The 23,444-nt window shown below is 72.4% G+C and carries 27 protein-coding genes; 19 read left to right on the plus strand and 8 right to left on the minus strand.

Annotated features, from left to right (window positions below):
- Positions 1-981 carry a type I pantothenate kinase gene (coaA, locus tag DEJ49_RS22160; protein WP_150188386.1) on the minus strand — a complete coding sequence of 327 codons (981 nt, stop codon included), beginning with the start codon at positions 979-981 and terminating at the stop codon, positions 1-3.
- Positions 982-1,069: 88 nt separating this feature from the next.
- Between coaA and DEJ49_RS22165 the strand changes: the two genes are divergently transcribed.
- From DEJ49_RS22165 to DEJ49_RS22190, 6 genes are all read left to right on the plus strand, one after another.
- Positions 1,070-1,438 (plus strand): holo-ACP synthase, encoded by a 369-nt coding sequence (locus DEJ49_RS22165; RefSeq protein WP_150185753.1) that lies wholly within the window; start codon positions 1,070-1,072, stop codon positions 1,436-1,438.
- 48 nt (positions 1,439-1,486) lie between these two features.
- Positions 1,487-2,929 (plus strand): NAD(P)H-hydrate dehydratase, encoded by a 1,443-nt coding sequence (locus tag DEJ49_RS22170; protein WP_150185754.1) that lies wholly within the window; start codon positions 1,487-1,489, stop codon positions 2,927-2,929.
- A gap of 118 nt (positions 2,930-3,047) precedes the next feature.
- Positions 3,048-4,199: an alanine racemase gene (alr, locus tag DEJ49_RS22175; protein WP_150185755.1), complete on the plus strand. Its 1,152-nt coding sequence runs from the start codon at positions 3,048-3,050 to the stop codon at positions 4,197-4,199.
- Between the two features lie 89 nt (positions 4,200-4,288).
- Complete coding sequence (locus tag DEJ49_RS22180) at positions 4,289-5,527, plus strand: alpha/beta fold hydrolase (RefSeq protein WP_150185756.1); 1,239 nt, start codon at positions 4,289-4,291, stop codon at positions 5,525-5,527.
- A gap of 50 nt (positions 5,528-5,577) precedes the next feature.
- The gene (gene tsaE / locus DEJ49_RS22185) at positions 5,578-6,114 is read left to right on the plus strand and encodes a tRNA (adenosine(37)-N6)-threonylcarbamoyltransferase complex ATPase subunit type 1 TsaE (protein WP_150185757.1); all 537 of its coding nucleotides are present in this window, start codon (positions 5,578-5,580) and stop codon (positions 6,112-6,114) included.
- Between the two features lie 194 nt (positions 6,115-6,308).
- A complete protein-coding gene (locus DEJ49_RS22190) occupies positions 6,309-6,518 on the plus strand; it encodes a hypothetical protein (protein ID WP_150185758.1) in 210 nt (69 codons plus the stop codon).
- A gap of 14 nt (positions 6,519-6,532) precedes the next feature.
- Here the strand turns inward: DEJ49_RS22190 and DEJ49_RS22195 are convergent, their stop codons facing one another.
- A complete protein-coding gene (locus tag DEJ49_RS22195) occupies positions 6,533-7,081 on the minus strand; it encodes a L,D-transpeptidase (protein WP_150185759.1) in 549 nt (182 codons plus the stop codon).
- A 134-nt stretch (positions 7,082-7,215) separates the two neighbouring features.
- On the opposite strand from DEJ49_RS22195, the gene tsaB reads away from it, so the two are divergent.
- The 4 genes from tsaB to DEJ49_RS22215 are packed head-to-tail and all read left to right on the plus strand — an operon-like array spanning position 7,216 to position 9,776.
- The gene (tsaB, locus tag DEJ49_RS22200; protein ID WP_150185760.1) at positions 7,216-7,872 is read left to right on the plus strand and encodes a tRNA (adenosine(37)-N6)-threonylcarbamoyltransferase complex dimerization subunit type 1 TsaB; all 657 of its coding nucleotides are present in this window, start codon (positions 7,216-7,218) and stop codon (positions 7,870-7,872) included.
- 41 nt (positions 7,873-7,913) lie between these two features.
- Entirely contained in the window at positions 7,914-8,396 is a 483-nt protein-coding gene (gene rimI, locus DEJ49_RS22205; protein WP_150188387.1) for a ribosomal protein S18-alanine N-acetyltransferase, read from the plus strand.
- Positions 8,389-9,507, plus strand: coding sequence for a tRNA (adenosine(37)-N6)-threonylcarbamoyltransferase complex transferase subunit TsaD (gene tsaD, locus DEJ49_RS22210; protein ID WP_150185761.1), 1,119 nt, complete (start codon positions 8,389-8,391; stop codon positions 9,505-9,507). Before rimI ends, tsaD begins: the two co-directional genes overlap by 8 nt.
- Positions 9,504-9,776, plus strand: coding sequence for a hypothetical protein (locus tag DEJ49_RS22215; protein ID WP_150185762.1), 273 nt, complete (start codon positions 9,504-9,506; stop codon positions 9,774-9,776). The genes tsaD and DEJ49_RS22215 overlap by 4 nt, the downstream gene beginning before the upstream one ends.
- Here DEJ49_RS22215 and DEJ49_RS22220 read toward each other — a convergent pair.
- Both DEJ49_RS22220 and DEJ49_RS22225 read right to left on the minus strand, forming a co-directional pair.
- Positions 9,773-10,360 carry a class I SAM-dependent methyltransferase gene (locus DEJ49_RS22220; protein WP_150185763.1) on the minus strand — a complete coding sequence of 196 codons (588 nt, stop codon included), beginning with the start codon at positions 10,358-10,360 and terminating at the stop codon, positions 9,773-9,775. The two genes, DEJ49_RS22215 and DEJ49_RS22220, sit on opposite strands and share 4 nt — an antisense overlap.
- 28 nt (positions 10,361-10,388) lie before the next feature.
- Positions 10,389-11,105, minus strand: coding sequence for a TetR/AcrR family transcriptional regulator (locus DEJ49_RS22225; RefSeq protein ID WP_150185764.1), 717 nt, complete (start codon positions 11,103-11,105; stop codon positions 10,389-10,391).
- A 95-nt stretch (positions 11,106-11,200) separates the two neighbouring features.
- Here DEJ49_RS22225 and DEJ49_RS22230 point away from each other — a divergent pair, with 95 nt between their 5' ends.
- The 3 genes from DEJ49_RS22230 to DEJ49_RS22240 are packed head-to-tail and all read left to right on the plus strand — an operon-like array spanning position 11,201 to position 14,532.
- Positions 11,201-12,730, plus strand: coding sequence for an MFS transporter (locus DEJ49_RS22230; RefSeq protein ID WP_150185765.1), 1,530 nt, complete (start codon positions 11,201-11,203; stop codon positions 12,728-12,730).
- A 43-nt stretch (positions 12,731-12,773) separates the two neighbouring features.
- Positions 12,774-13,127, plus strand: coding sequence for a YciI family protein (locus tag DEJ49_RS22235; protein WP_150171140.1), 354 nt, complete (start codon positions 12,774-12,776; stop codon positions 13,125-13,127).
- Between the two features lie 49 nt (positions 13,128-13,176).
- Positions 13,177-14,532 carry an RNA polymerase sigma factor gene (locus DEJ49_RS22240; RefSeq protein ID WP_150185766.1) on the plus strand — a complete coding sequence of 452 codons (1,356 nt, stop codon included), beginning with the start codon at positions 13,177-13,179 and terminating at the stop codon, positions 14,530-14,532.
- Here the strand turns inward: DEJ49_RS22240 and DEJ49_RS22245 are convergent.
- A complete protein-coding gene (locus DEJ49_RS22245) occupies positions 14,529-15,773 on the minus strand; it encodes a THUMP-like domain-containing protein (protein WP_150185767.1) in 1,245 nt (414 codons plus the stop codon). The two genes, DEJ49_RS22240 and DEJ49_RS22245, sit on opposite strands and share 4 nt — an antisense overlap.
- 82 nt (positions 15,774-15,855) lie before the next feature.
- On the opposite strand from DEJ49_RS22245, the gene DEJ49_RS22250 reads away from it, so the two are divergent.
- The 4 genes from DEJ49_RS22250 to groL all read left to right on the plus strand — a co-directional run bounded on the left by DEJ49_RS22250 (position 15,856) and on the right by groL (position 19,319).
- The gene (locus tag DEJ49_RS22250) at positions 15,856-16,776 is read left to right on the plus strand and encodes a polysaccharide deacetylase family protein (RefSeq protein ID WP_150185768.1); all 921 of its coding nucleotides are present in this window, start codon (positions 15,856-15,858) and stop codon (positions 16,774-16,776) included.
- Entirely contained in the window at positions 16,773-17,057 is a 285-nt protein-coding gene (locus DEJ49_RS36465) for a hypothetical protein (RefSeq protein WP_223832941.1), read from the plus strand. Before DEJ49_RS22250 ends, DEJ49_RS36465 begins: the two co-directional genes overlap by 4 nt.
- A 189-nt stretch (positions 17,058-17,246) precedes the next feature.
- A complete protein-coding gene (gene groES, locus DEJ49_RS22260; RefSeq protein WP_006347174.1) occupies positions 17,247-17,555 on the plus strand; it encodes a co-chaperone GroES in 309 nt (102 codons plus the stop codon).
- A gap of 135 nt (positions 17,556-17,690) precedes the next feature.
- Positions 17,691-19,319, plus strand: coding sequence for a chaperonin GroEL (groL, locus tag DEJ49_RS22265; protein WP_150171147.1), 1,629 nt, complete (start codon positions 17,691-17,693; stop codon positions 19,317-19,319).
- A 244-nt stretch (positions 19,320-19,563) separates the two neighbouring features.
- On the opposite strand, the gene DEJ49_RS22270 is transcribed toward groL, so the two are convergent.
- Both DEJ49_RS22270 and DEJ49_RS22275 read right to left on the minus strand, forming a co-directional pair.
- On the minus strand, positions 19,564-20,337 hold the full coding sequence (locus DEJ49_RS22270) for an SDR family NAD(P)-dependent oxidoreductase (RefSeq protein WP_150185769.1): 774 nt from the start codon (positions 20,335-20,337) through the stop codon (positions 19,564-19,566).
- An 18-nt stretch (positions 20,338-20,355) separates the two neighbouring features.
- Positions 20,356-21,039, minus strand: coding sequence for an MOSC domain-containing protein (locus DEJ49_RS22275; protein ID WP_150185770.1), 684 nt, complete (start codon positions 21,037-21,039; stop codon positions 20,356-20,358).
- A gap of 81 nt (positions 21,040-21,120) precedes the next feature.
- Here DEJ49_RS22275 and DEJ49_RS22280 point away from each other — a divergent pair, with 81 nt between their 5' ends.
- On the plus strand, positions 21,121-22,017 hold the full coding sequence (locus tag DEJ49_RS22280; protein ID WP_150185771.1) for a LysR family transcriptional regulator: 897 nt from the start codon (positions 21,121-21,123) through the stop codon (positions 22,015-22,017).
- A 61-nt stretch (positions 22,018-22,078) separates the two neighbouring features.
- Here DEJ49_RS22280 and DEJ49_RS22285 read toward each other — a convergent pair whose 3' ends face one another.
- Entirely contained in the window at positions 22,079-22,408 is a 330-nt protein-coding gene (locus DEJ49_RS22285; protein WP_150171156.1) for a WhiB family transcriptional regulator, read from the minus strand.
- A gap of 389 nt (positions 22,409-22,797) precedes the next feature.
- Here DEJ49_RS22285 and DEJ49_RS22290 point away from each other — a divergent pair, with 389 nt between their 5' ends.
- Entirely contained in the window at positions 22,798-23,409 is a 612-nt protein-coding gene (locus tag DEJ49_RS22290; RefSeq protein WP_003948568.1) for a response regulator transcription factor, read from the plus strand.
- Positions 23,410-23,444: the final 35 nt, after the last annotated feature.

The raw sequence follows: 23,444 nt of genomic DNA on the forward strand, positions 1-23,444 counted from the left end.
CTACAGTTTGCGCAGGCTGAGGCGTTGGACCTTGTGGTCGGGGCCCTTGCGGACGACCAGGGTGGCGCGGCTCCGGGTGGGGGCCACGTTCTCCACCAGGTTCAGCTTGTTGATGGTCCGCCAGGTGGTGCGGGCGTAGTCGAGCGCCTCTTCCTCCGACACCTGCGTGTACTTGCGGAAGTACGACGACGGGTTCTGGAACGCCGTCTGGCGCAGCTTCTTGAAGCGGTTCAGGTACCAGCGCTCGATGTCGTCCGCGCGGGCGTCGACGTACACGCTGAAGTCGAAGTAGTCCGCGAGGCCCACGCGCGTGCGGCCGTCCTTGCCGGGGAGCGCGGGCTGCAGGACGTTCAGGCCCTCGACGATGAGGATGTCGGGGCGGCGGACCGTGAGGCGCCGGTCCGGGACGATGTCGTAGATCAGGTGGGAGTAGACGGGCGCCGTCACCTCGTCCTTGCCCGCCTTGATGTCCGCGACGAAACGGGTCAGCGCACGGCGGTCGTACGACTCCGGGAAACCCTTGCGGGACATCAGGCCGCGGGCCTCCAGCTCCTTCGTGGGGAGGAGGAAGCCGTCCGTCGTGACGCGCTCCACGCGCGGGTGTTCCGGCCAGCGGGAGAGCAGCGCCTGGAGGAGGCGGGCGACGGTGGACTTGCCGACCGCCACGGAACCGGCGACCCCTATGACGAAGGGCGTGCCGGACTGGGAACCCTTCTCGCCGAGGAAGGTGTTGAGGGCGCCGCGCAGGCCGTCCGTCGCGCCCACGTACAGGTTCAGCAGGCGCGAGAGCGGCAGGTAGATGTCGCGGACCTCGTCCAGGTCGATGACGTCGCCGAGGCCGCGGAGCTGTTCCACCTCTTCCGCCGTCAGGGGGAGCGGCGTCTTCTCGCGAAGCGCGCTCCACTCGGTGCGGGTGAGGTCGACGTAGGGAGTCGCCTCCGGCTTGGGCCGGTGGGCGCTCCGGGGTGCCGTCGGGGGCACGGAGACCGAAGAGATCACAGTCCATTGTTACGGCTGTTTGAACAGGACGGGGGGTGGGGTGGGGGGTGGGGTGTGTCACGCTGACCCGGTGATTATTGGGGTTGGCATCGACGTCGCGGAGATCGAGCGGTTCGGCGCCGCGCTGGAGCGGACGCCCGGGATGGCGGAGCGGCTCTTCGTGGAGAGCGAGTTGCTGCTGCCGGGCGGGGAGCGGCGGGGCATCGCCTCGCTGGCGGCGCGGTTCGCGGCGAAGGAGGCGTTGGCCAAGGCGCTGGGGGCGCCCGCGGGGCTGCGGTGGACCGACGCCGAGGTGTACGTCGAGGAGAGCGGACAGCCCCGGGTCCGGGTGAAGGGCACGGTGGCCGAGCGGGCCTCGGTGCTGGGGGTGCGGTCCTGGCACGTGTCGCTCAGCCATGACGCGGGGGTCGCCTCCGCGGTGGTGGTGGCGGAGGGATAGGCGGGCCTCGTCCGGCGGGCGCCGCCCGTGCGGGGGCAGACTGGGCGTATGCGTACTGCGTACAGCGTGGAGAGCGTCAGGGCGGGCGAGAGGGTCGTGATGGCCCGGGGGCCCGAAGGTGTGTTGATGCAGCGTGCGGCGGCCGGACTCGCCGCCGAGTGCGCCCAGCTGCTCGGCAAGGTGTACGGGGCGAGAGTCACGCTGCTCGTGGGCAGCGGGGACAACGGGGGCGACGCCCTGTATGCCGGTGCCCGGCTCGCCCGGCGCGGTGCCGGGGTCAGTGCCGTGCTGCTCGCGCCCGAGCGTGCGCACTCCGGGGGGCTCGCCGCGCTGCGGGCCGCCGGGGGCGTGGTGGTGGGCGCCGACGAGGAGCGGGCCGAGGGTGTTGTCGCACGGGCCCAACTCGTCGTGGACGGGATCGTGGGCATCGGGGGCCGGGGTGGGCTGCGGGAGGACGCCGCGCGGCTCGTGGCGGCGGTGCGGGACGCCGTGGTCGTCGCCGTGGACCTGCCGAGCGGTGTGGACGCCGACACTGGTGAGGTGCGAGGGGAGGCGGTGCGGGCCGATGTGACGGTGACGTTCGGCGCGTACAAGCCGGGCCTTCTCATCGATCCGGGCCGCGAGTACGCCGGTGTCGTGCGGCTCGTCGACATCGGGCTCGAACCGGCGGAACTGGGGTGTGCGGAGGCCGAGGCGCTGCAGTTCGCGGACGTCGAGCGGCTGCTGCCCGTGCCCGGCGGGGAGAGCGACAAGTACCGGCGCGGGGTCGTGGGCATCGTGGCCGGATCCGAGCGGTATCCCGGCGCGGCCGTCCTCGCCGTCGCGGGCGCGCTGCGCGGGGGAGCGGGGGCCGTCCGGTACGTGGGGCCCGCCGCGGACGCCGTCATCGCGCGGTTCCCCGAGACCCTGGTGTCCGCGGGGCCGCCGTCCAAGGCCGGGCGCGTGCAGGCGTGGGTCGTGGGACCCGGACTCGGCGAGGACGCGGAACGGCTCGGCGAGGTCCTCGCCGCGGACGTGCCCGTGCTGATCGACGCCGACGGGCTGCGGCTCGCCGGGGAGCGGGACGTACGGGATCGGCGGGCCCCGACGCTCCTCACCCCGCACGCCGGGGAGGCCGCCGCGCTGCTCGGCGTGGCCAGGGAAGAGGTCGAGGCGGGGCGCCTCTCCGCCGTACGGGAGCTGGCGCGGCGGTACGGGGCGACGGTGCTGCTGAAGGGGTCGACGACCCTGGTGGCCTCGGGCGAGGGTCCGGTGCGGGTCAACCCGACCGGGACGCCCTGGCTCGCCACGGCGGGCAGCGGCGACGTGCTGTCCGGGCTCGCCGGGTCCCTCCTGGCGGCGGGACTCGACGCGCGGGACGCGGGGTCGGTCGGCGCGTACCTCCATGGGCTCGCCGGGCGGCACGCGTCGGCGGGGGCGCCCGTGGGGGCGCAGGACGTGGCGAACGCGATTCCCGCGATGTGGCGGGAGGTGGGGAGGGGCGATCGGTGAGGCCGGGGGGGGCGTCATGGCGTCACAGGGCCCGGCAACGTGAGCTGACCGGGCTTGCGCCCGGGGCCAAGGCCTGCGGAAGCAGGGGTGTCGGCGGGCTCTGAGACACTTGTCCGCGATGAACGAGACAGCACCTTTCCGTGTCCGGGCCGAGATCGACCTCGCCGCCCTCCGCGCCAACGTGCGCGCGCTGCGCGCCCACGCGCCGGACGCCGCGTTCATGGCCGTGGTGAAAGCGGACGGTTACGGCCACGGAATGGTGCCCTGCGCCAGGGCCGCACGCCAGGCCGGCGCCACGTGGATCGGCACCGCCACTCCCCAGGAGGCCCTGGCCCTGCGCGCCGCCGGGCTGCCCGGCCGCATCATGTGCTGGCTGTGGACGCCCGGCGGGCCCTGGCGCGAGGGAGTCGAGGCCGACCTGGACATGTCGGTGAGCGCACTGTGGGCGCTGGACGAGGTGACGGCCGCCGCGCGTGCGGCAGGGCGTACCGCGCGTATCCAGCTCAAGGCCGACACGGGTCTGGGGCGGAACGGCTGCATGCCCGCCGACTGGCCCGACCTCGTCGACCGCGTCCTGCGCGCCGAGGCCGAAGGCCTGGTCACGGTCACCGGGCTCTGGTCGCACTTCGCATGCGCCGACGAACCCGGGCACCCGTCGATCGCCGCGCAGCTCACGGTCTTCCGCGAGATGGTCGCGTACGCCGAGGAGCGGGGGCTGCGCCCCGAGGTGCGGCACATCGCCAACTCCCCGGGCATGCTGACGCTTCCGGAGGCGCACTTCGACCTCGTGCGTCCGGGCATCGCGATGTACGGCGTCTCGCCGAGCCCCGAGGTGGGCACCTCCCAGGACTTCGGGCTGCGGCCCGTCATGACGCTCGCCGCCTCGCTCGCCCACGTGAAGCGCGCCCCGGCCGGCCACGGCGTGAGCTACGGCCACCACTACGTCACACCCGGCGAGACGACCCTCGGCCTCATCCCGGCGGGCTATGGCGACGGGGTCCCGCGGCACGCCTCCGGCACGGCCCCCGTCCTCGTCGACGGCAAGCTGCGGACGGTCGCGGGGCGCGTCGCGATGGACCAGTTCGTCGTGGACCTCGGCGGGGACGAGCCCGAAGTGGGCGCGGAGGCCGTGCTGTTCGGCCCCGGTGACCGGGGCGAGCCGACCGCCGAGGACTGGGCGCAGGCCGCGGGCACCATCGCGTACGAAATCGTCACCCGCATCGGATCGCGCGTCCCGCGCGTCTACGTGAACGAGCGGCCCGACGACTGACCGGGGACCGACAGGGAACTGACGGGTAACCGACCGGGAAGGACCGGGAACCCGACCGGAACGGACCGGGAACTGACGAGGAGCGGCACGTGAGCGAGAGCAGCACGGGGGCGGCCGCGGCGGAAGCGGTGTCGGAGGCCGCCGCCGCGGCCGGGAACTGGCGCCGGGCAGGCGTCGCGGGCGCGGCGATAGGCGTCCTGGCCGCGGGTGCGGCCGCAGGCGTCGCCATAGAGCGGCTCACCGTCGGCCGCGGCATGCGCAAGAAGGCGCGGCTGGCGCTCGACGCGTCGGGGCCGTACGGCTCGCTGCGCGGCATGCCCGGCACGGCGTACGCGGACGACGGCACGGAGCTCTCGTACGAGGTCGAAGAGGTCGAGCCGGCCGAGGGCACCGACCGGGCCGGAGGCGGCGCGGAGGGCGGTGGCCAGGCCCCGCGGCGGCGTCGGCTCTTCGGGCGTCGGGAGCCCGCGCCCGTCACCGTCGTCTTCAGCCACGGGTACTGCCTGAGCCAGGACTCCTGGCACTTCCAGCGGGCCGCCCTGCGCGGTGTCGTCCGCGCCGTCTACTGGGACCAGCGCAGCCACGCCCGTTCGGCGCGCGGGGTGGACCAGGTCGAGCACGGCGTGCCGGTCTCCATCGACCAGCTGGGGCGCGACCTGAAGGCCGTCATCGACGCCGCGGCGCCCGAGGGGCCGCTCGTCCTCGTCGGGCACTCCATGGGCGGTATGACGACCATGGCGCTCGCCGACCAGTTCCCCGAGCTGATCCGCGAGCGCGTGGTGGGGGTCGCCCTCGTCGGCACGTCGTCGGGGCAGCTCGGCGAGGTGAACTTCGGCCTTCCGGTGGCCGGGATGAACGCGGTCCGGCGGGTGCTGCCCGGCCTGCTGCGGGCGCTCGGCTCGCAGGCGGAGCTGGTGGAGCGGGGGCGGCGGGCCACGGCGGACCTCTTCGCGGGCGTCATCAAGCGGTACTCGTTCTCGCGCAAGGACGTGGACCCGGCGATCGCGCGGTTCGCGGAGCGGATGATCGAGGCGACGCCCATCGACGTGGTCGCGGAGTTCTACCCGGCCTTCGCCGAGCACGACAAGGCGGCGGCGCTCAAGCACTTCGCCGAGCTGCCGGTGCTCGTCCTCGCGGGCGACGAGGACCTGGTCACCCCGAGCGAGCACAGTGAGGCCATCGCCCACCTGCTGCCCGACGCCGAACTGGTCCTGGTCCCGGACGCGGGTCACCTGGTGATGCTGGAGCACCCGGAGGTCGTCATGGACCGCCTCGCCGACCTGCTGGTACGGGCGGGGGCTGTGCGGGGGGCCGGGCGGCGGGCCTGAGCGCAGGCGGTGGGCCCGGGCGCGCGCTCCCAGCCGCTACCGTGGGCGGTATGGAAGCACCGCACCACGAGGCTCCGGCCGTCACTCTGAAGATCACCGTCAACTCCCCCGAACGCATGGGCGAGTTGGGGCGTCGTCTGGCCAAGCTGTTGCGCCCCGGCGACCTCGTCATGCTCACCGGCGAGCTCGGCGCCGGGAAGACGACGCTGACCCGCGGCCTCGGCGAGGGCCTCGGTGTGCGCGGCGCCGTCACCTCCCCGACCTTCGTCATCGCCCGCGTGCACCCGCCGCTCGGTGACGGCCCCTCGCTGGTCCACGTCGACGCGTACCGCCTCGGCGGCGGGCTCGACGAGATGGAGGACCTGGACCTCGACGTGTCGCTGCCCGAGTCCGTGATCGTCGTCGAGTGGGGCGACGGCAAGGTCGAGGAGCTGTCGGACGACCGGCTGCGGGTCGTCATCGACCGCACCGTGGGCGACACGGCGGGCGGCGCGACGGACGACGCGGCCGACGAGGTGCGCGAGGTGACGGTCACCGGGCTCGGCGCGCGCTGGGCCGACGCGGATCTGGCGTCACTGAGCGCTTGAGGGGCCTTACGGCCCGCGCTCGAATTCCCCGCCCCGGGCCTCTGGTCCGGGGCGTTTCTCGTACGTTCGACCGAACGTTCCGACAAGGCGTCGGCAAAATGTTGCGTTGCGAGCGCCGGGCGTGGTCACATGGATACCGGTCCTGGTTAGGTCTACCTAACCACGTCTGCCCCCGGAGCCCCCAGGAGGCATCCATGACGGCTACAGAACGTGACGCCTGCGCTCAGCCGCGCGGGAAGAGGCTGCCCGGACCATCGGCCGCCGTGGACTCCTCGCACTCCTCGGAACCCCCGAACCTGTCGATGAGCGATCTGCTCGCGTCGTGCGCCGCCGCGAGCGCCGTCTCCACGCCGCCGAGCGACCCCGAGCCCGCGCGTACGCCCACGCCCGCGAAGCGGCACTGATCAGGGAACGGCGATCAGGGAACGACGACGACCTTCTTGTCGCGCAGCGCGAACTCCCACATCGTCTTGGCCTGCTCGCGCGACTGACGGATGCCGCCCGTCTTCTTCGACGGGTCCGGCTTCGGCGTCGAGCCGTCCACGGCGGCACTGAAGCCGATCGCGACCCCGTCGGTGAGCGTGAAGACCACGACGTTCTCGATCGGCACCCCGTCCGTACCGGTGACACGACCCGTGCGGGACGTGACCGCGTACGTGCCCGGAGCCGGGTCGACCGTGCCCGGGGTGACCTTGAACGTCTGCTTGACCTTGCCGGACGCCTCGACCAGCCAGACGCGGTCGTCCTCTAGGGAGTACACGACGCGCTCGCCGGTGCCGGACTGCGCGGGCAGGGCCGCGGGGTTCTTCTTGTCCTTGGGGGAGCGCGACGCGGAGGCTGAGGGCGACTTGTCGGCCTTCTCCGGGTGATCCGGCGCGCTGGCCGATGCCTGGAAGGCGAGGAACCCGACCGCCGCGAGCGCGGCAGCGGTGAGCCCGGCCACGAATCCCGAGCTGCTCCTTGACACCTTGCGCCACCCACCTCTTCGTACTGCGTACGGCTACGGAGTGACGGTAGCAGCAGCCGTGCCCCATCCCCGGGCAGCCGCACCTCATCCCCGTGCGGGCCGTGCGCGGCGCCCGGGAGCCGTAGGCTGTTCGCGTGCTCTTGCTCGCTCTGGATACCGCAACGCCCGCCGTCACCGTCGCCCTCCACGACGGCTCCTCAGCCGTCTCGGAGTCGAGCCAGGTCGACGCCCGCCGCCACGGGGAACTGCTGCTTCCGGCCGTCGACCGTGTGCTCGCCGAGGCCGGCCTGCGGCTCGACGCCGTGACCGGCATCGTCGTCGGCGTGGGCCCCGGCCCCTACACCGGCCTCCGCGTCGGCCTGATGACCGCCGACACCTTCGGCCTCGCCCTCGACGTCCCGGTGCACGGCGTGTGCACGCTGGACGGCCTCGCGTACGCCTCGGGCATCGAAAGCGGTCCCTTCGTGGTGGCCACCGACGCCCGCCGCAAGGAGGTCTACTGGGCCCGCTACGAAGACGTGCGCACGCGCGTGGGCGAGCCCGCGGTCGACCGGCCCGCCGACATCGCCGCCGAGGTCGAGGGACTGCCCGCCGTCGGCGCGGGCGCGCTGCTCTACCCCGACACGTTCCCCGACGCCCGCGCCCCCGAGCACGTCTCGGCGGCCGCGCTGGCCTCGCTCGCCGCCGAGAAGCTGGCCGCGGGCGAGGAGCTCCTGGAGCCCAGGCCGCTGTATCTGCGCCGCCCCGACGCGCAGGTCCCCAAGAACTACAAGGTGGTCACCCCGAAGTGACCGAGGTGACCCAGGTGACGGACTCCGCCGTGCTGCGCGAGATGCGCTGGTGGGACATCGACGCGGTGTTCGTCCTGGAGAAGGAGCTCTTCCCGGACGACGCGTGGTCGCGCGGGATGTTCTGGTCCGAGCTCGCCCACGCGCGCGGGCCGCAGGCCACCCGGCGGTACGTGGTCGCCATGGACGGCGACCGCCTCGTCGGGTACGCGGGCCTCGCCGCCTCGGGAGACCTTGCGGACGTCCAGACCATCGCGGTGGCCCGCGACCACTGGGGCACTGGCCTCGGCGCCCGGCTCCTGACCGACCTGCTCCAGGCCGCGACCGCCTTCGAGTGCGCCGAGGTGATGCTGGAAGTGCGGGTCGACAACACACGGGCGCAGAAGCTGTACGAGCGCTTCGGCTTCGAACCCATCGGCTTCCGGCGCGGCTACTACCAGCCCGGCAACGTGGACGCCCTGGTCATGCGCCGCACCGATCCCTCCACCCCCGCATCCGGCGTACAAGGAACCGAGATCCATGGCTAGCACGCGCGACGAACCCCTCGTCCTCGGCATCGAGACCTCCTGCGACGAGACCGGCGTCGGCATCGTCCGCGGCACCACGCTGCTCGCGGACGCCGTCGCCTCCAGCGTCGACGAGCACGCACGCTTCGGCGGCGTCGTGCCCGAGGTGGCCTCCCGCGCCCACCTCGAAGCGATGGTGCCCACCATCGAGCGCGCCCTGAAGGAAGCGGGCGTCACCGCGAAGGACCTCGACGGCATCGCGGTGACCGCGGGCCCCGGCCTCGCGGGTGCACTGCTCGTCGGCGTCTCCGCCGCGAAGGCGTACGCGTACGCGCTCGGGAAGCCGCTCTACGGCGTCAACCACCTCGCCTCGCACATCTGCGTCGACCAGCTGGAGCACGGGCCGCTGCCCGAGCCGACCATGGCGCTCCTCGTCTCCGGCGGCCACTCGTCGCTGCTCCTGTCGGAGGACATCACGTCCGACGTCCGGCCGCTCGGCTCGACGATCGACGACGCGGCGGGCGAGGCCTTCGACAAGATCGCGCGCGTGCTGAACCTCGGCTTCCCCGGCGGTCCCGTCATCGACCGGTACGCGCGCGAGGGCGACCCGAACGCGATCGCCTTCCCGCGCGGTCTCACCGGACCCCGCGACGCCGCGTACGACTTCTCCTTCTCCGGCCTGAAGACGTCCGTCGCCCGCTGGATCGAGGCGAAGCGCGCCGCGGGCGAGGAGGTGCCGGTACGTGACGTGTCGGCGTCCTTCCAGGAGGCCGTCGTCGACGTGCTGACCCGCAAGGCCGTGCGGGCCTGCAAGGACGAGGGCGTCGACCACCTCATGATCGGCGGCGGCGTGGCCGCCAACTCGCGCCTGCGCGCCCTCGCCCAGGAGCGGTGCGAGAAGGCGGGCATCCGGCTGCGCGTGCCGCGCCCCAAGCTCTGCACGGACAACGGCGCGATGGTCGCGGCCCTCGGCGCGGAGATGGTGGCCCGCAACCGTACGGCGTCGTCCTGGGACCTGTCGGCGGACTCGTCGCTCCCGGTGACGGAACCGCATGTGCCGGGCCACTCGCACGACCACGCCCACTCCCACGACCACGTGCACGAGGTCAGCAAGGAGAACCTGTACTCGTGACGGTCGCGCTGATGTGGGAGGCCCGGGCGGCGGAGGGCCGCGGCGACGAACTGCTCGCCTGGGCGAAGTCCCAGAGCCTCGGCGGCACCCCGGTCCGCCGCGAGACGTTCCGCGCGCCGCAGGACCGGGTGCTCGTCATCACGTGGTGGGACGCGGCGTACGACGCGGAGCTGCCCGAACTCCCGGAGCCCGCGGGGGAGCTCGTGACGCGGGCGGTGCACCGGTGGCGGTTCGAGTCGGTGGAGAGCGAGCCGACCGGGGGCGTCTAGGCCTTCTCGTACGACAGCAGGTAGCGCCAGAACAAGAGCTGGCGGACGCGGCTGCCGGGCAGGAGGCGGGCCGCTTCCGTGCGGATGTCGGGGAGCCGCATGTCCGGCCGGCGCACGGGGGCTTTGAGCGGGGGCGTGTGGTCGCCGCGCAGGCGCTCCGAGACGTACACCGTCGCCCTCGCCACCACGTTCGCGGGGGATGCCGCGATGTCCCACCAGGTCATGCCCGCGTAGCAGCCGAGGACGAGCAGCGTGCCGCCCGGGGCGAGTGCGGCGCGGAGGCGGGTCACCGTGTCGAAGGGCATGTGGTGCAGGCTCGCCAGGCAGGTGATGACGTCGTAGTGGGCCGCGGGCAGGTCCTCCTTCGTCACGTCCGCCCGGCGGTAGCGGGGGCCGCCGCCCGCGGCTCGCGCCTCGGCGATGACCTCCGCCGACGGGTCCAGCGCGTCGACCTCGTAGCCGCGGGCCGCGAGGCGGCGGGCGAAGCGGCCCGTGCCGCAGCCGATGTCGAGGGCGGTGCGGCTGCCCGGCGGCAGGCTCCTGAGGAGCAGGGGGTGGTAGTGGTCGTTGTGGTCGAAGGGCATGCGGGGGAGCCTGGCACACCCGCGCGGATCAACGCGGGCGTTCCGCGCGGCCCAGCAATCCGTCGATGACCGCCCCCAGTTGGCCCGTCACGTCGTAGTCCTCGGTCAGTTCCGACCAGCGGTCCGCCAGCGCCGCCAGATGGGGGAGTTCGGTCGCGTCGGCGTCGGCGAGCAGGTCGGGGAAGTGGCGCTTGCGGCCCGGGTCCTCGGCGCGGCGCTCCATCGCGCGGCGGAAGACGAGGTCTCCGTAGACGCAGTGCCAGATCGTCCGGTACGCGCGTACGGCCTCCTCCGGAGTGAGTCCGCACGCGATGCCGCAGGCGACGATCTCCTCGACCATCCACAGGGCGCCCTCGTCGGTGAGGTCGCCGAGGCTGAGCACCTCCACCACCCAGGGCATCCGCGCCAGCGTGCCGTGCATGTGCAGGGAGACGGCGAGGAGGCGGTCGCGCGGGTCGGCGGGCAGGTCGGGGCGCGGGACCGTGGCGGCCGTGCCCGCGAGCGTGAGCATCAGGAGCTCGTCCTTGTCGCGGACGTGGTGGTAGAGCGCCATCGGCGTCGTGCCGACCTCCTTGGCGACCCGGCGCATGCTCAGGCCCGCGACGCCCTCCGCCTCCAGGATCCGGCGGGCCGTCGCGACGATCGTCTCCGGCTCGATGCGGCGGGGGCGGCCCACGGGGCGCTTGCTCACCGGAGCCCCGGCCTTTTTCGCGGGTGCCGTCTGCTCGCTGTCTTCTGCTGCCACCCGCTCATTGTCCCGTCTGCATTGTCCCGTCCGCCCGGGGAGCGGGCCTCGCAGCCCTTGCGCTATTTCTATACGCGTATAGTAATGTCCGTCGCATGGTGAACGTGAACCCGAACCCGAGCCCGAACGCTCAATCCGGGCGTTTGCTGCTGCCGGTGCTCCTGACCGTGCAGTTCCTCGTCTCCCTCGACATGTCCGTCGTCAACATCGCCCTGCCCGACATGGGCGACGACCTCGGCTTCGCGCCCGATTCGCTGCTGTGGGTCGTCAATGCCTATGCGCTGGCCTTCGGCGGTCTGCTCATGCTCGGCGGGCGCCTCGCCGATCTGATCGGGCGGCGCACCACGCTCACGTGGGGCTTCGCCGTCTTCGGTGTCGCGAGCCTCGCGGGCGGGCTCGCCCTCGCGCCGGGGCAGCTCGTCGCGGCGCGGGCGGTGCAGGGCGCGGGTGCGGCGGCGCTCGCCCCCGTCGCGCTCGCCCTGATCACCGTGAACTACGCGGCGGGGCCCGCGCGGTCCCGCGCGCTCGGCCTCTGGGGCGTCTCCGGGGCGCTCGGCGGCGCCGTCGGCATCATGGCGGGCGGTGTGCTCACCGACTGGGTGGGCTGGCGTTCCGTGATGCTGATCAATGTCCCCGTGGTGCTCGCCGCGCTCCTCGCCGCCCGGCACGGCGTGCCCGCCGACCGCCGTACGGGACCCGCGCCCCGCCTCGACGTCACCGGTGCCCTGCTCGTCACGGCCGGGGCGACGCTGCTCGTCCTCGGCCTCGTGCGCACGGAGACGTACGGCTGGACATCCGGCACCACCCTCGGCACGCTCGGCGCGGCGGCCGTCCTGCTCACCGCCTTCGTCGCCGTCGAGGCCCGTAAGCGCGAGCCCCTGCTGCGGCTCGGCCTGCTCGGCACGGCGCACCGGCCCGTGCTCTCCGCCAACGTCTTCGCCCTGCTGATGTCCTCCGGACAGTTCGCCGCGTTCTACTTCACCTCGCTCTACCTCCAGCAGGTGATGGAGTACGGGCCGACGGCGGCCGGCGCCGCGTTCCTGCCGTTCTGCGCGGGCGTCGTCGCCGGGTCGACGGTCGCGACCCGGACGGTCGGGCGGTTCGGCGAGCGGACGCTGCTCGTGGCGGGCGGGCTGCTCGGCGCCGCCGGGTTCGGGTGGTTCGCGCTCACCGTCGAGGCGGGCGGCACGTTCCTCGGCTCCGTCCTCGGGCCCTCGCTGGTCGCGAGCGTCGGCATCGGCCTGTGCTTCGTACCGCTCGGCACGGCGGCGACCGGCGGCGTCGCGCCCGAGGAGACCGGCATGGCCTCCGGGCTGCTCAACAGCTCCCGCCAGCTCGGCGGCTCCCTCGGCCTCGCGGTCCTGGTCACCGTCGCGGCGAGCGCCACGGGGGAGGGGCGCGGCAGGGGCGCCCTCGCCGATGGGTACGCGGCCGCCTTCGCGGTCTCGGCGGGGCTCCTGGTGGCGGCCGCGCTGGCGACCGCGGTGCTGCACGGGCGTCGTACGCCTCCTGCCGACGCCCTGGCCACACCGCCGCGACCTGCGGAAACAGCCGTCGGAGAAGAAACTTCGGAAATTCTCGGCGACGATGTCGAAACGGGCGTCTCCCGTTCGACGCAGGGGTGAGAGGCGAGGAGAAGCCCCGCCGCCACCCGAAGGGGAGACCACCATGCCGCGCTACCTGACGATGATCCGCATCGACGAGAACAACGCGCCCGAGGGCGGCCCGAGCCCCGAACTCCAGGAGCGCATGGGCGCGCTCCTGGAGGAGATCACCAGGGCCGGGGTCATGCTCGACACCGCCGGCCTGCGACCGACCTCCGAAGGCACCCGCGTGACCTGGGACAAGGGCGAACTGTCCACGACCGACGGCCCGTTCACCGAGACCAAGGAGGTCATCGGCGGCTACTCCATCTGCCAGGCCAAGAACATGGCCGAAGCCGTCGAGTGGACCAAGCGGTTCCTCAAGACCCACGAGGACTACTGGACGATCACCGCGGAGGTCCGGGAGATCGAGGGCTGAACCTCGCCCCTGTTGCCTTTGCGGCGGTGGCGCCGGGGTGCTCTGATGGATGGCCGTGAGCCATCCCCCGGAGCACCCCCGCCAGGCCGCCCAGGCCACTCGTCAGGCCATCGAAACCGTCTTCCGCATGGAGTCGCCACGCATCATCGCCGGTGTCACGCGGATCGTACGAGACGTCGGCATCGCCGAGGAGCTGGCGCAGGACGCCCTCGTGGCGGCCCTCGAACAGTGGCCCGCGCAAGGCGTCCCCGACAACCCGGGCGCCTGGCTCATGGCCACCGCCCGAAACCGCGCCGTCGACCTGGTGCGCCGCCGCGAGCGCTACGCGCGCAAGCTCGCCGAGGTCGGCCGCGACCTGGAGACCGCCCCGGCACACGCGGGCCCCCTCGAACCGCCCGACCCCGACGCCATCGACGACGACCTCCTGCGCCTCGTCTTCATCGCCTGCCACCCGGTGCTCTCCACCGAGGCCCGCGTGGCGCTCACGCTGCGCCTCCTCGGCGGCCTGTCCACCGCGGAGATCGCCCGCGCGATGCTGGCCCCCGAACCGACCGTGGCGCAGCGCATCGTGCGCGCCAAACGCACCCTCGCCGCCCGCGCCGTCGCCTTCGAGGTCCCCTACGGACCCGACCGCGCCGCCCGCCTCGGCTCGGTCCTCGAAGTCATCTACCTGATCTTCAACGAGGGGTACGCGGCCACGGCGGGCGACGACCTCGTGCGCCCCGCCCTCTGCGAGGACGCGCTGCGCCTGGCCCGGGTGCTCACCGCCCTCATGCCCGAGGAGTCCGAGGCGCACGGCCTGGCCGCACTCCTCGAACTGCAGGCCTCGCGCACGACGACCCGTACGGGTCCGGCCGGCGAGCCGGTGCTGCTCAGGGACCAGAGCCGCGCCCACTGGAACCAGATGCTGGTCCGGCGCGGATTCGCCGCCCTGGCACGCGCCCAGGCCACGGCGCCCTCGCCGGCCGGCGCCCTCGGCCCGTACGCGCTGCAGGCCGCGATCGCCGCCTGCCACGCCCACGCGCACAGCTACGAGGAGACCGACTGGCAGCAGATCGCCGCCCTGTACGGCCTGCTCGCCGCCCGCGCGCCCTCCCCGGTCGTCGAGCTGAACCGCGCGGTCGCGGTGGCGATGGCGCAGGGAACGGAGGCCGGACTCGTCCTGGTCGACGCGCTCACCGCCGAACCCGTCCTGAAGGACTACCACTTGCTGCCCAGCGTCCGGGGCGATCTCCTGGAGCGGCTCGGACGCACCGACGAGGCCCACGCGGAGTTCGAGCGTGCGGCGTCGCTGGCGCGCAACGAGCGGGAACGGGAACTGCTCCTGGCACGGGCCGCCGACTGCTGGGCGGGGCCGGGACGCGGGGCGAGGCCGGTGGAGAGCGCCCCTTGTGAGGGTGCCTAGGCGGGTCCGGGTGCCGGGTGGCCGATCAGCATCGTCGGGGCGCCCGCCACCCGGGTGAGGAAGACGGTCGCCGCGTTCCTGCCCTGCGGCTTCACCTTGCGCCGCAGCTCCTCGGGCTCGACGGCGGAGCCGCGCTTCTTCACGGTGAGGATGCCGACCCCGCGCTCGCGCAGCAGGGCCTTCAGCTTCTTCACGTTGAACGGGATGCGGTCGGTGATCTCGTACGCCGTCGCGTACGGGGTGGCGTGCAGGGCGTCGGAGGTGACGTACGCGATGGTCTCGTCGACGAGTCCGCCGTCGACCCGGGCGGCGACCTCGGCGACCAGGTGGGCGCGGATGACGGCGCCGTCGGGCTCGTACAGGTAGCGCCCGACGGGGCGTACCTCCGGGTCGGGCAGCATCGTGGCGAGCGGGCTCCACAGGGAGGCGCCGCCGGGCAGCAGCGTGGCGCGGTGCGAGGCGGGCGTGTCCGTGCCGAACCAGAGCACGGCCTCCTTCACGTCGCCGCCGTCCGAGATCCACTCGGCCGCGGCCTCGGCGGGGATCGCCTCGTGCGGGATGCCGGGGGCGATCTTCAGGGCCGCGAGGGGGGCCGCGAGCGCCGCCCCGATCGCCCAGGACAGGGGCGGGGAGTACGCCTCGGGGTCGAAGATCCGGCCGCGGCCGCCGCGCCGCGCGGGGTCCACGAAGACGGCGTCGTACGCGGACGTGTCCACGTCGGTGACGTCCGCCTCGCGCACCTCGATCAGGTCGGCGAGCCCAAGGGCCTCGGCGTTGGCACGGGCCACCGCGCAGGTCAGCGGGTCGCAGTCGACGGCGAGCACGGAGATCCCGGCGCGCGCGAGGGCGATCGCGTCGCCGCCGATGCCGCAGCACAGGTCGGCGAGTGACCGTACGCCCAGGGTCTTGAAGCTCTCCGCGCGGTGCGCGGCGACGGACGCGCGCGTGGACTGCTCGACGCCGTTCGGCGTGAAGAACATGCGGGCCGCGTCCTCGGCGCCGAACTTCGCCGCGGCCCGGGTGCGCAGCCGGGCCTGGGCGAGCGCCGCGGAGACCAGGGGCGCCGGGTGGGTGCGGCGCAGCCGGGTGGCGGCCGCGAGCTCCTCGGCCGGTGCGACGTCCCGGACCTCGTCGAGCAGGGCCCGGCCCTCGTCGGTACGGAGGGCGGCGAAGGCGGCGAGGGGGTCGCCGAGGTCGGTCTGGTGGGCGCTCGGCGTGTTCGGGTCGTTCACCCGCCCCATTGTGGGCCAGTCGGTGGATGGTGCGCGTCCGGCGGCGGTGTCGGGCCGTCGGCACGGCCGTGAGCTGCGAGGATCCGGCGCCATGCAACTAGTACGACAAAAGGAAGAATGCGCCAGAAGGCGGAAGAATCAGGCACGCGCCCTGATCGCCGTCCTCTCCGTCGCGGCGGTCGCGTCCGGCTGCGCCTCCGGGGGCGGCTCCGCGAAGCCCGCCCACGGCCAGGAGCCGCTCAACGCCCCACCCGCCCGCGCCCTCGACTCCTACGCCCAGAAGCTCGCCGCCACCCAGGTCGCCCGCACCATGGCCGCCAAGCGCTGGGGCCTGGCCAAGACCCCGCTCGCCGCACCCCCGCCGCCTGCGGTCAAGCCCCGCATCACCACCCGCAAGGGGTTCGAGGTCAAGGGCCAGGCGAGCCTGCCGCCGGTCTTCACGACCATCCCCACCAAGGAGAAGGTCGTCTTCCTGACCATGGACGACGGCGCCGAGAAGGACCCGGCGCTGCTGAGGATGATGAGCGAACTGCGGCTCCCGTACACCGCGTTCCTCAGCGACTACCTGGTCAAGGAGGACTACACCTACTTCAAGAAGATGCAGGACCGCGGCGTCACCCTGAACAACCACACGCTCAACCACCGCTACCTGCCCGGACTCTCGTACGAGGGCCAGCGCCGCGAGATCTGCGGCATGCAGGACGTCATCAAGAAGCACTACGGCAAGCGCCCCGAGCTCTTCCGCCCGCCGTACGGCAACTACAACCGCGACACGCTGCGCGCCGCCAAGTCCTGCGGCGTCAAGGCGGTGCCCCTGTGGGCGTCCGAGGCCTTCGCCGACCACATGGAGTGGCGCGAGTGGGACCGCGACCTGCACCCCGGCGACATCATCCTCACGCACTTCCGGGGGCGTGAGGACTGGAAGGGCACCATGCCCGACATGATCCGCAGGGTCATGAAGACGGTCACCGACAAGGGGTACGCGGTCGCCAGGCTGGAGGACTACCTGTGACCCCGCGGGCGCGAGCGCGCCGCCGCCTCCTCGCCGGGGCCCTGCTGTGCGGAGTGCTCGCGCCCGCGCTGCTCTCGGGGTGCGCGGAGTCGGTCGACCCGATCGAGAGGCTGGGCAGGAAGGCGGCGCAGAAGGTGCCGCGCGTACCGGACCGCGGCAGGGCGGGGCCGGTCGCCTGCGCCGGGGAACGAGATCCGCGGCCTCCTTGGCTCGCGCGGGCGGAACTGGCCGTGCCCGCCGTGCGTTGCCCCGAAGGGGTGCTCCGCACCCCTTCCGACTGAAGCCCGACGCAGCGGATTGGCACTCCGCTTGACCGAGTGCTAATCCCCGTCCTAGTCTCGCTTCTGGCACTCCCCACTGGAGAGTGCCAACAGCGACGGGCAGGTCCGGCACCCGCGACGACGGATCCACCTGGTCGCCACACCTCAGACTCTTAACCCCGTGAGATCTCCGAAGGGGGAGACCGGATCGTGACGACCGCAAGCTCCAAGGTTGCCATCAAGCCGCTCGAGGACCGCATTGTGGTCCAGCCGCTCGACGCCGAGCAGACCACGGCCTCCGGCCTGGTCATTCCGGACACCGCGAAGGAGAAGCCCCAGGAGGGCGCCGTCCTCGCCGTGGGCCCGGGCCGCTTCGAGAACGGCGAGCGCCTGCCGCTCGACGTCAAGGTCGGCGATGTCGTGCTGTACAGCAAGTACGGCGGCACCGAGGTGAAGTACAACGGCGACGAGTACCTCGTCCTCTCGGCTCGCGACGTCCTCGCGATCGTCGAGAAGTAAGCCACCGCTTCACCCGCATCACCTGCTTCACCAGCAGATTTGCTTTTGAGCTGCGCCCCTGGTCACCCCGCTGATTGCCGGGCGGCGAGGGGCGCAGTTCGTTCACCGAGTTTTCGAGAGGGCTGAATCGCTCCCATGGCGAAGATCCTGAAGTTCGACGAGGACGCCCGTCGCGCCCTTGAGCGCGGCGTCAACAAGCTTGCCGACACGGTCAAGGTGACGATCGGCCCCCGCGGCCGCAACGTCGTCATCGACAAGAAGTTCGGCGCCCCGACCATCACCAACGACGGTGTCACCATCGCCCGTGAGGTCGAGGTCGAGGACCCGTACGAGAACCTCGGCGCCCAGCTGGTGAAGGAGGTGGCGACCAAGACCAACGACATCGCTGGTGACGGCACCACCACCGCCACCGTGCTCGCCCAGGCCCTGGTCAAGGAAGGCCTGCGCAACGTCGCCGCCGGCGCCTCCCCGGCCGCCCTGAAGAAGGGCATCGACGCCGCCGTCGCGGCCGTCTCCGAGGAGCTCCTCGCCACCGCCCGCCCGATCGACGACAAGGCCGACATCGCGGCCGTCGCCGGTCTGTCGGCCCAGGACCCGCAGGTCGGCGAGCTCATCGCCGAGGCGATGGACAAGGTCGGCAAGGACGGTGTCATCACCGTCGAGGAGTCCAACACCTTCGGCCTGGAGCTCGACTTCACCGAGGGCATGGCCTTCGACAAGGGCTACCTGTCGCCGTACATGGTGTCCGACCAGGAGCGTATGGAGGCCGTCCTCGACGACCCGTACATCCTGATCCACCAGGGCAAGATCTCCTCGATCCAGGACCTCCTGCCGCTGCTCGAGAAGGTCATCCAGGCCAACTCCTCGAAGCCGCTCCTCATCATCGCCGAGGACGTCGAGGGCGAGGCCCTCTCGACCCTCGTCGTGAACAAGATCCGCGGCACGTTCAACGCCGTCGCGGTGAAGGCCCCCGGCTTCGGCGACCGCCGCAAGGCGATGCTCGGCGACATGGCCACCCTCACCGGTGCCACCGTCATCGCCGAAGAGGTCGGCCTCAAGATCGACCAGGTCGGTCTCGACGTGCTGGGCACCGCCCGCCGCGTCACCATCACCAAGGACGACACCACGATCGTCGACGGCGGCGGCAACAAGGCCGACGTCGAGGGCCGCGTCGCCCAGATCAAGGCCGAGATCGAGGCCACGGACTCCGACTGGGACCGCGAGAAGCTCCAGGAGCGCCTCGCGAAGCTGGCCGGCGGCGTGTGCGTCATCAAGGTCGGCGCCGCCACCGAGGTGGAGCTGAAGGAGAAGAAGCACCGTCTGGAGGACGCCATCTCCGCGACCCGCGCCGCGGTCGAGGAGGGCATCGTCTCCGGTGGTGGCTCCGCTCTGGTGCACGCCGCCAAGGTGCTCGGCGACTCGCTCGGCAAGGACGGCGACGAGGCCACCGGTGTGGCCGTCGTCCGCCGCGCCGCCGTCGAGCCGCTGCGCTGGATCGCCGAGAACGCGGGCCTCGAGGGCTACGTCATCACCTCGAAGGTCGCCGAGCTCGACAAGGGCTTCGGCTTCAACGCAGCGACCGGTGAGTACGGCGACCTGGTCAAGGCCGGCGTCATCGACCCGGTCAAGGTCACGCGCTCCGCGCTGGAGAACGCCGCGTCGATCGCCTCGCTGCTCCTGACGACCGAGACCCTCGTCGTCGAGAAGCCGGCCGAGGAAGAGGCGGAGGCCGGTCACGGCCACGGCCACGGTCACTCTCACTGACCTGAATAGCCCGAGGCCCGGCTCCCTGTTGAGGGAGCCGGGCCTCAGGTTTTTTCGGGACTGCGTCTGCCGGGTCGCTCGCTGTTGCCGACTGCGGGCCGTCTTGGGCCGATCGCGCAGTTCCCCGCGCCCCTGACCGCGACTTCGGCGAGCGCCCCTTTAGGGGCGCGGGGAACTGCGCGACCAGCCGAGAACAACCCGCACCCGGCGACGGGAAGCAACCCGGCAGACGGGACCCGCAGGGTTACTGCGGGCCGTACTTGCGGCCCGTTCGGGACGTGACGCCGCCGAGGAGTGCGCGGGGCGTCACCTTCACCACGCCCATCAGGGCCTTGTAACGGGGGTCGGGGATCGACACCGTCTTGCCGCGGGAGAGGTCGCCCAAGGCCACTGTGACCAGCTTGTCCGCGTCGAGCCACATCCAGCTGGGGATGTTCGACGTGCCCATCCCGGCCCGCTCGTGGAACTCCGTCCGTACGAAGCCGGGGCAGAGCGCCATGAGCCGCACCCCGGACCCGGCGAGGTCCTTCGCCGCGCCCTGGGTGAACTGCACGATCCACGCCTTCGACGCGCCGTACGTCCCGCGCGGCACGAACGCCGCCACCGACGCGACGTTCACGACACCGCCCCGGCCACGCTCGCGCATCGCCTCCGTCGCGGCCGACGTCAGCCGCAGCACCGCCTCGCAGTGCACCTTGAGCATGGTCAGCTCGTCGGCGAGCGAGACCTCCAGATAGCGGCCCTTGTTGCCGAACCCCGCGTTGTTGACCAGCAGGTCGACCGCGTTCCTGCGGTCGGCGAGCCGCTTCTCGACGGACTCGATGCCGCCGTCCGTCGCGAGGTCCGCGGTCAGCACCTCCGCCTCGATGCCGTGCCGGTCGTGCAGCTCGGTCGCCTGTTCCCGCAGCCGTGTGGTGTCGCGGGCCACCAGCACGAGATTGTGCCCGTCACCCGCGAGGCGTCGCGCGAAGGCCGCGCCGATGCCGGAGGTCGATCCTGTGATCAGAGCCGTAGTCATGGCGCAAGGCTAGTGAGATCACGTGACCACCGCGTCGCCGCGCTGCTGCTCCACGTACTTGCGCGCGCGCTCGGCCGTCTCGGGGTGCAGCGCGTCGCCCGCCGCGAGCAGCTCGGGCAGCAGATCCTTCTCGCGCGTGACGGCACGGAACTCCAGGGCGACGGTGACGCCGTGCTCCGGCCGGTGCACGATCTCGATCGGGTCCCCGGCCCGGATCTCACCCGGCTCGACGACCCGCAGATACGCGCCGCAGGCCCCCTCGTCCGTGAACCGCTTCACCCAGCCCTTCTCGTCGAGATGGCCCTGGAACGTACGGCAGGGAATGCGCCCGCTCGTCACTTCGAGCAGCAGGTCCGCGCCTATCCGCCAGCGCTCGCCGATCAGCGCGCCGTTCACGTCGACGCCCGACGTCGTGAGGTTCTCGCCGAAGGTGCCGTCGGCCAGGGGGCGGCCGAGGGTGCGCTGCCACGCGTCCAGGTCCTCGCGGGCGTAGGCGTACACCGCCTGGTCGTCGCCGCCGTGGTGCCGCAGGTCGCCGATCTCGTCACCGGCGACCCCGCTGCCGCCGACACCCTTCGGACCCGGCGCGGCCACCCGCACCGGACCCGGCACGGGCCGCTTGTCGATGCCGGTGCTGCCGGTGGGCGAGGCCGTGTACGCGGCATCTTTGCGGCGGCCCACATTCACAGAGAGAAGCTTCATGGCAGGCAGGCTAGGCCAGCCCGCCTCAAAGAAGCGACGCATTATTTCGCGATGAGTCCAAGTTTCGCTTATGCTCGAACCATGATCGAGGCCCGTCATCTCCGTGTCCTGCGCGCCGTGGCCGCCACCGGCTCCTTCTCCGCCGCGGCCCGCGAGCTCGGCTGCACGCAGCCCGCCGTCAGCCAGCAGATGAAGGCCCTCGAATCCTCGGCGGGCACGCCGCTCCTGATCCGCACCGGCCGCGAGATGCGTCTGACGCAGGCGGGCGAGGCCCTGGTCAGGCACGCCGCGGGCATCCTCGCCGGGCTCACCGCCGCGGAGGAGGAGGTCGCCGCCATCGCGGGCCTGCGTGCGGGCCGGGTCCGGCTCGTCTCCTTCCCCAGCGGCAGCTCCACCCTCGTCCCGTGCGCCCTCGCGGCGCTGCGCGCTGCCCACCCCGGCACCCGTGTCTCCCTCGTCGAGGCCGAGCCGCCGCGCTCGGTGGAGATGCTGCGCGAAGGGGACTGCGACGTCGCGCTCGCCTTCCGGTACGAGGGAGCGACGGCCGCCGAGGAGTGGAGCGACCTCGTCGTGCGCCCGCTGCTCGCCGACCGGCTCGTCGGCCTCGTGCCCGAGGGACACCGGCTCGCCGGGGCCGACGCGGTCACCATCGGCGAGTTCGCCGACGAGTCCTGGATCGCGGGCTGCCCCCGCTGCCGCAGGCAGCTGGTGGAGGTCTGCGAGAGCGCGGGCTTCGTGCCGCGGATCGACTTCGCGACCGACGACTACCCGGCGGTGATCGGCCTGGTCGGTGCCGGTCTGGGAGTGGCGGTGCTGCCCGAGCTCGCGATCGAGTCGGTGCGCCCGATGGGCGCCCGCACCGTGACGGTGGAGCCGGCCGTGCAGCGGGAGATCGTCGCGCTCACGCTGCCGGACCTGGCGCAGGTGCCGGCCGTCGCCGCCACGCTGGACCACCTCGCGCGGGCCGCCACCCGCTGAGCGGGGTCCGCCGACCGCTGATTCCCGCTGCGGCCGAGCGGGTTTTCGAAGAAACGTTCCTTCAGCTGTGCGACACGGCGCTGCCCGCCGAAGCGGCCGCCGTGACGAGCCGATTGCGCGCGCGGCCCATGAGCTCCTCGCGCTCGTCCTCGGTCAGACCGCCCCACACGCCGTACGGCTCGCGCACCGCGAGAGCGTGAGCGGCGCACTCCGCCCGCACCGGGCACCGCATGCAGACCTCCTTGGCGGAGTTCTCACGTGCGCTGCGCGCCGCTCCCCGCTCGCCCTCCGGGTGGAAGAAGAGCGAGCTGTCGACCCCGCGGCAGGCCGCGAGGAGCTGCCAGTCCCAGAGATCTGCGTTCGGTCCGGGAAGGCGGGAGAAATCTGCCATTGCTGGTCCCCTTGATGCCGTTCTGACGCGGATACGGTGCCCACGACCGTACATCTACTGTCTAAGGAGATGAAAATATGACTCATTGCGAATCTAGCCATAGACACCAGGAAAAGGGAAGAAAAGGCGCTAAATGGGGCATAGCTTGTGATGAAACGTTGAGGGTCTCCCGCGTGCTCTCCGCTGTGTCGGCGCCCTCACGTAGAGTGCCGAAGGTGTCCGACTGCCCCGTAACTCTTTCGGGTGACCGTCGTTGAGAGTGCGAGGCGGTTGAAAGAACAAGCGCTCGGGCAGGTGTCCGAGAGCGTCAACCGCACAGGTGACGAATAAGTACCAGCCTGGAGGCTCAAGGTGACGCGCAGCAGCTGTGAGAGCCGCGGAGGACAGTCATGACATCGGTCCTCGTCTGCGACGACTCCCCGCTTGCCCGAGAGGCGCTCCGCCGCGCGGTCGCGACCGTGCCCGGCGTCGAGCGCGTGACCACGGCGGCCAACGGCGAGGAAGTCCTCCGCCGCTGGGGCGCCGACCGCTCGGACCTGATTCTGATGGACGTACGCATGCCCGGTCTCGGCGGCGTGGAGACCGTCCGCCGGCTGCTGTCCGCCGACCCCGGTGCGCGCATCATCATGCTCACCGTCGCCGAGGACCTGGACGGGGTCGCACTCGCGGTCGCGGCCGGCGCCCGCGGCTATCTGCACAAGGACGCCTCGCGTGCCGAACTGCGCGCGACCGTCACCCAGGCGCTCGCCGACCCGACCTGGCGGCTCGCTCCGCGCAGACTGCGTTCGGCCGAGATGGGCGCCGCGCCCACCCTCACCGCGCGTGAGATCCAGGTCCTCGAAGGCATGAGCCACGGCCGCTCGAACGCGGAGATCGGACGTGAGCTCTTCCTCTCCGAGGACACCGTGAAGACGCACGCCAGGCGGCTGTTCAAGAAGCTCGGCGCCTCGGACCGCGCGCACGCCGTGGCGCTCGGTTTCCGCTGGGGTCTGGTGCGCTGAGTGTGCCGTCGCGGGGGCACGGCGGTCCCCGCCCG

It is taken from the genome of Streptomyces venezuelae (assembly GCF_008642335.1).
Classification (GTDB): Bacteria; Actinomycetota; Actinomycetes; order Streptomycetales; family Streptomycetaceae; genus Streptomyces; species Streptomyces venezuelae_F.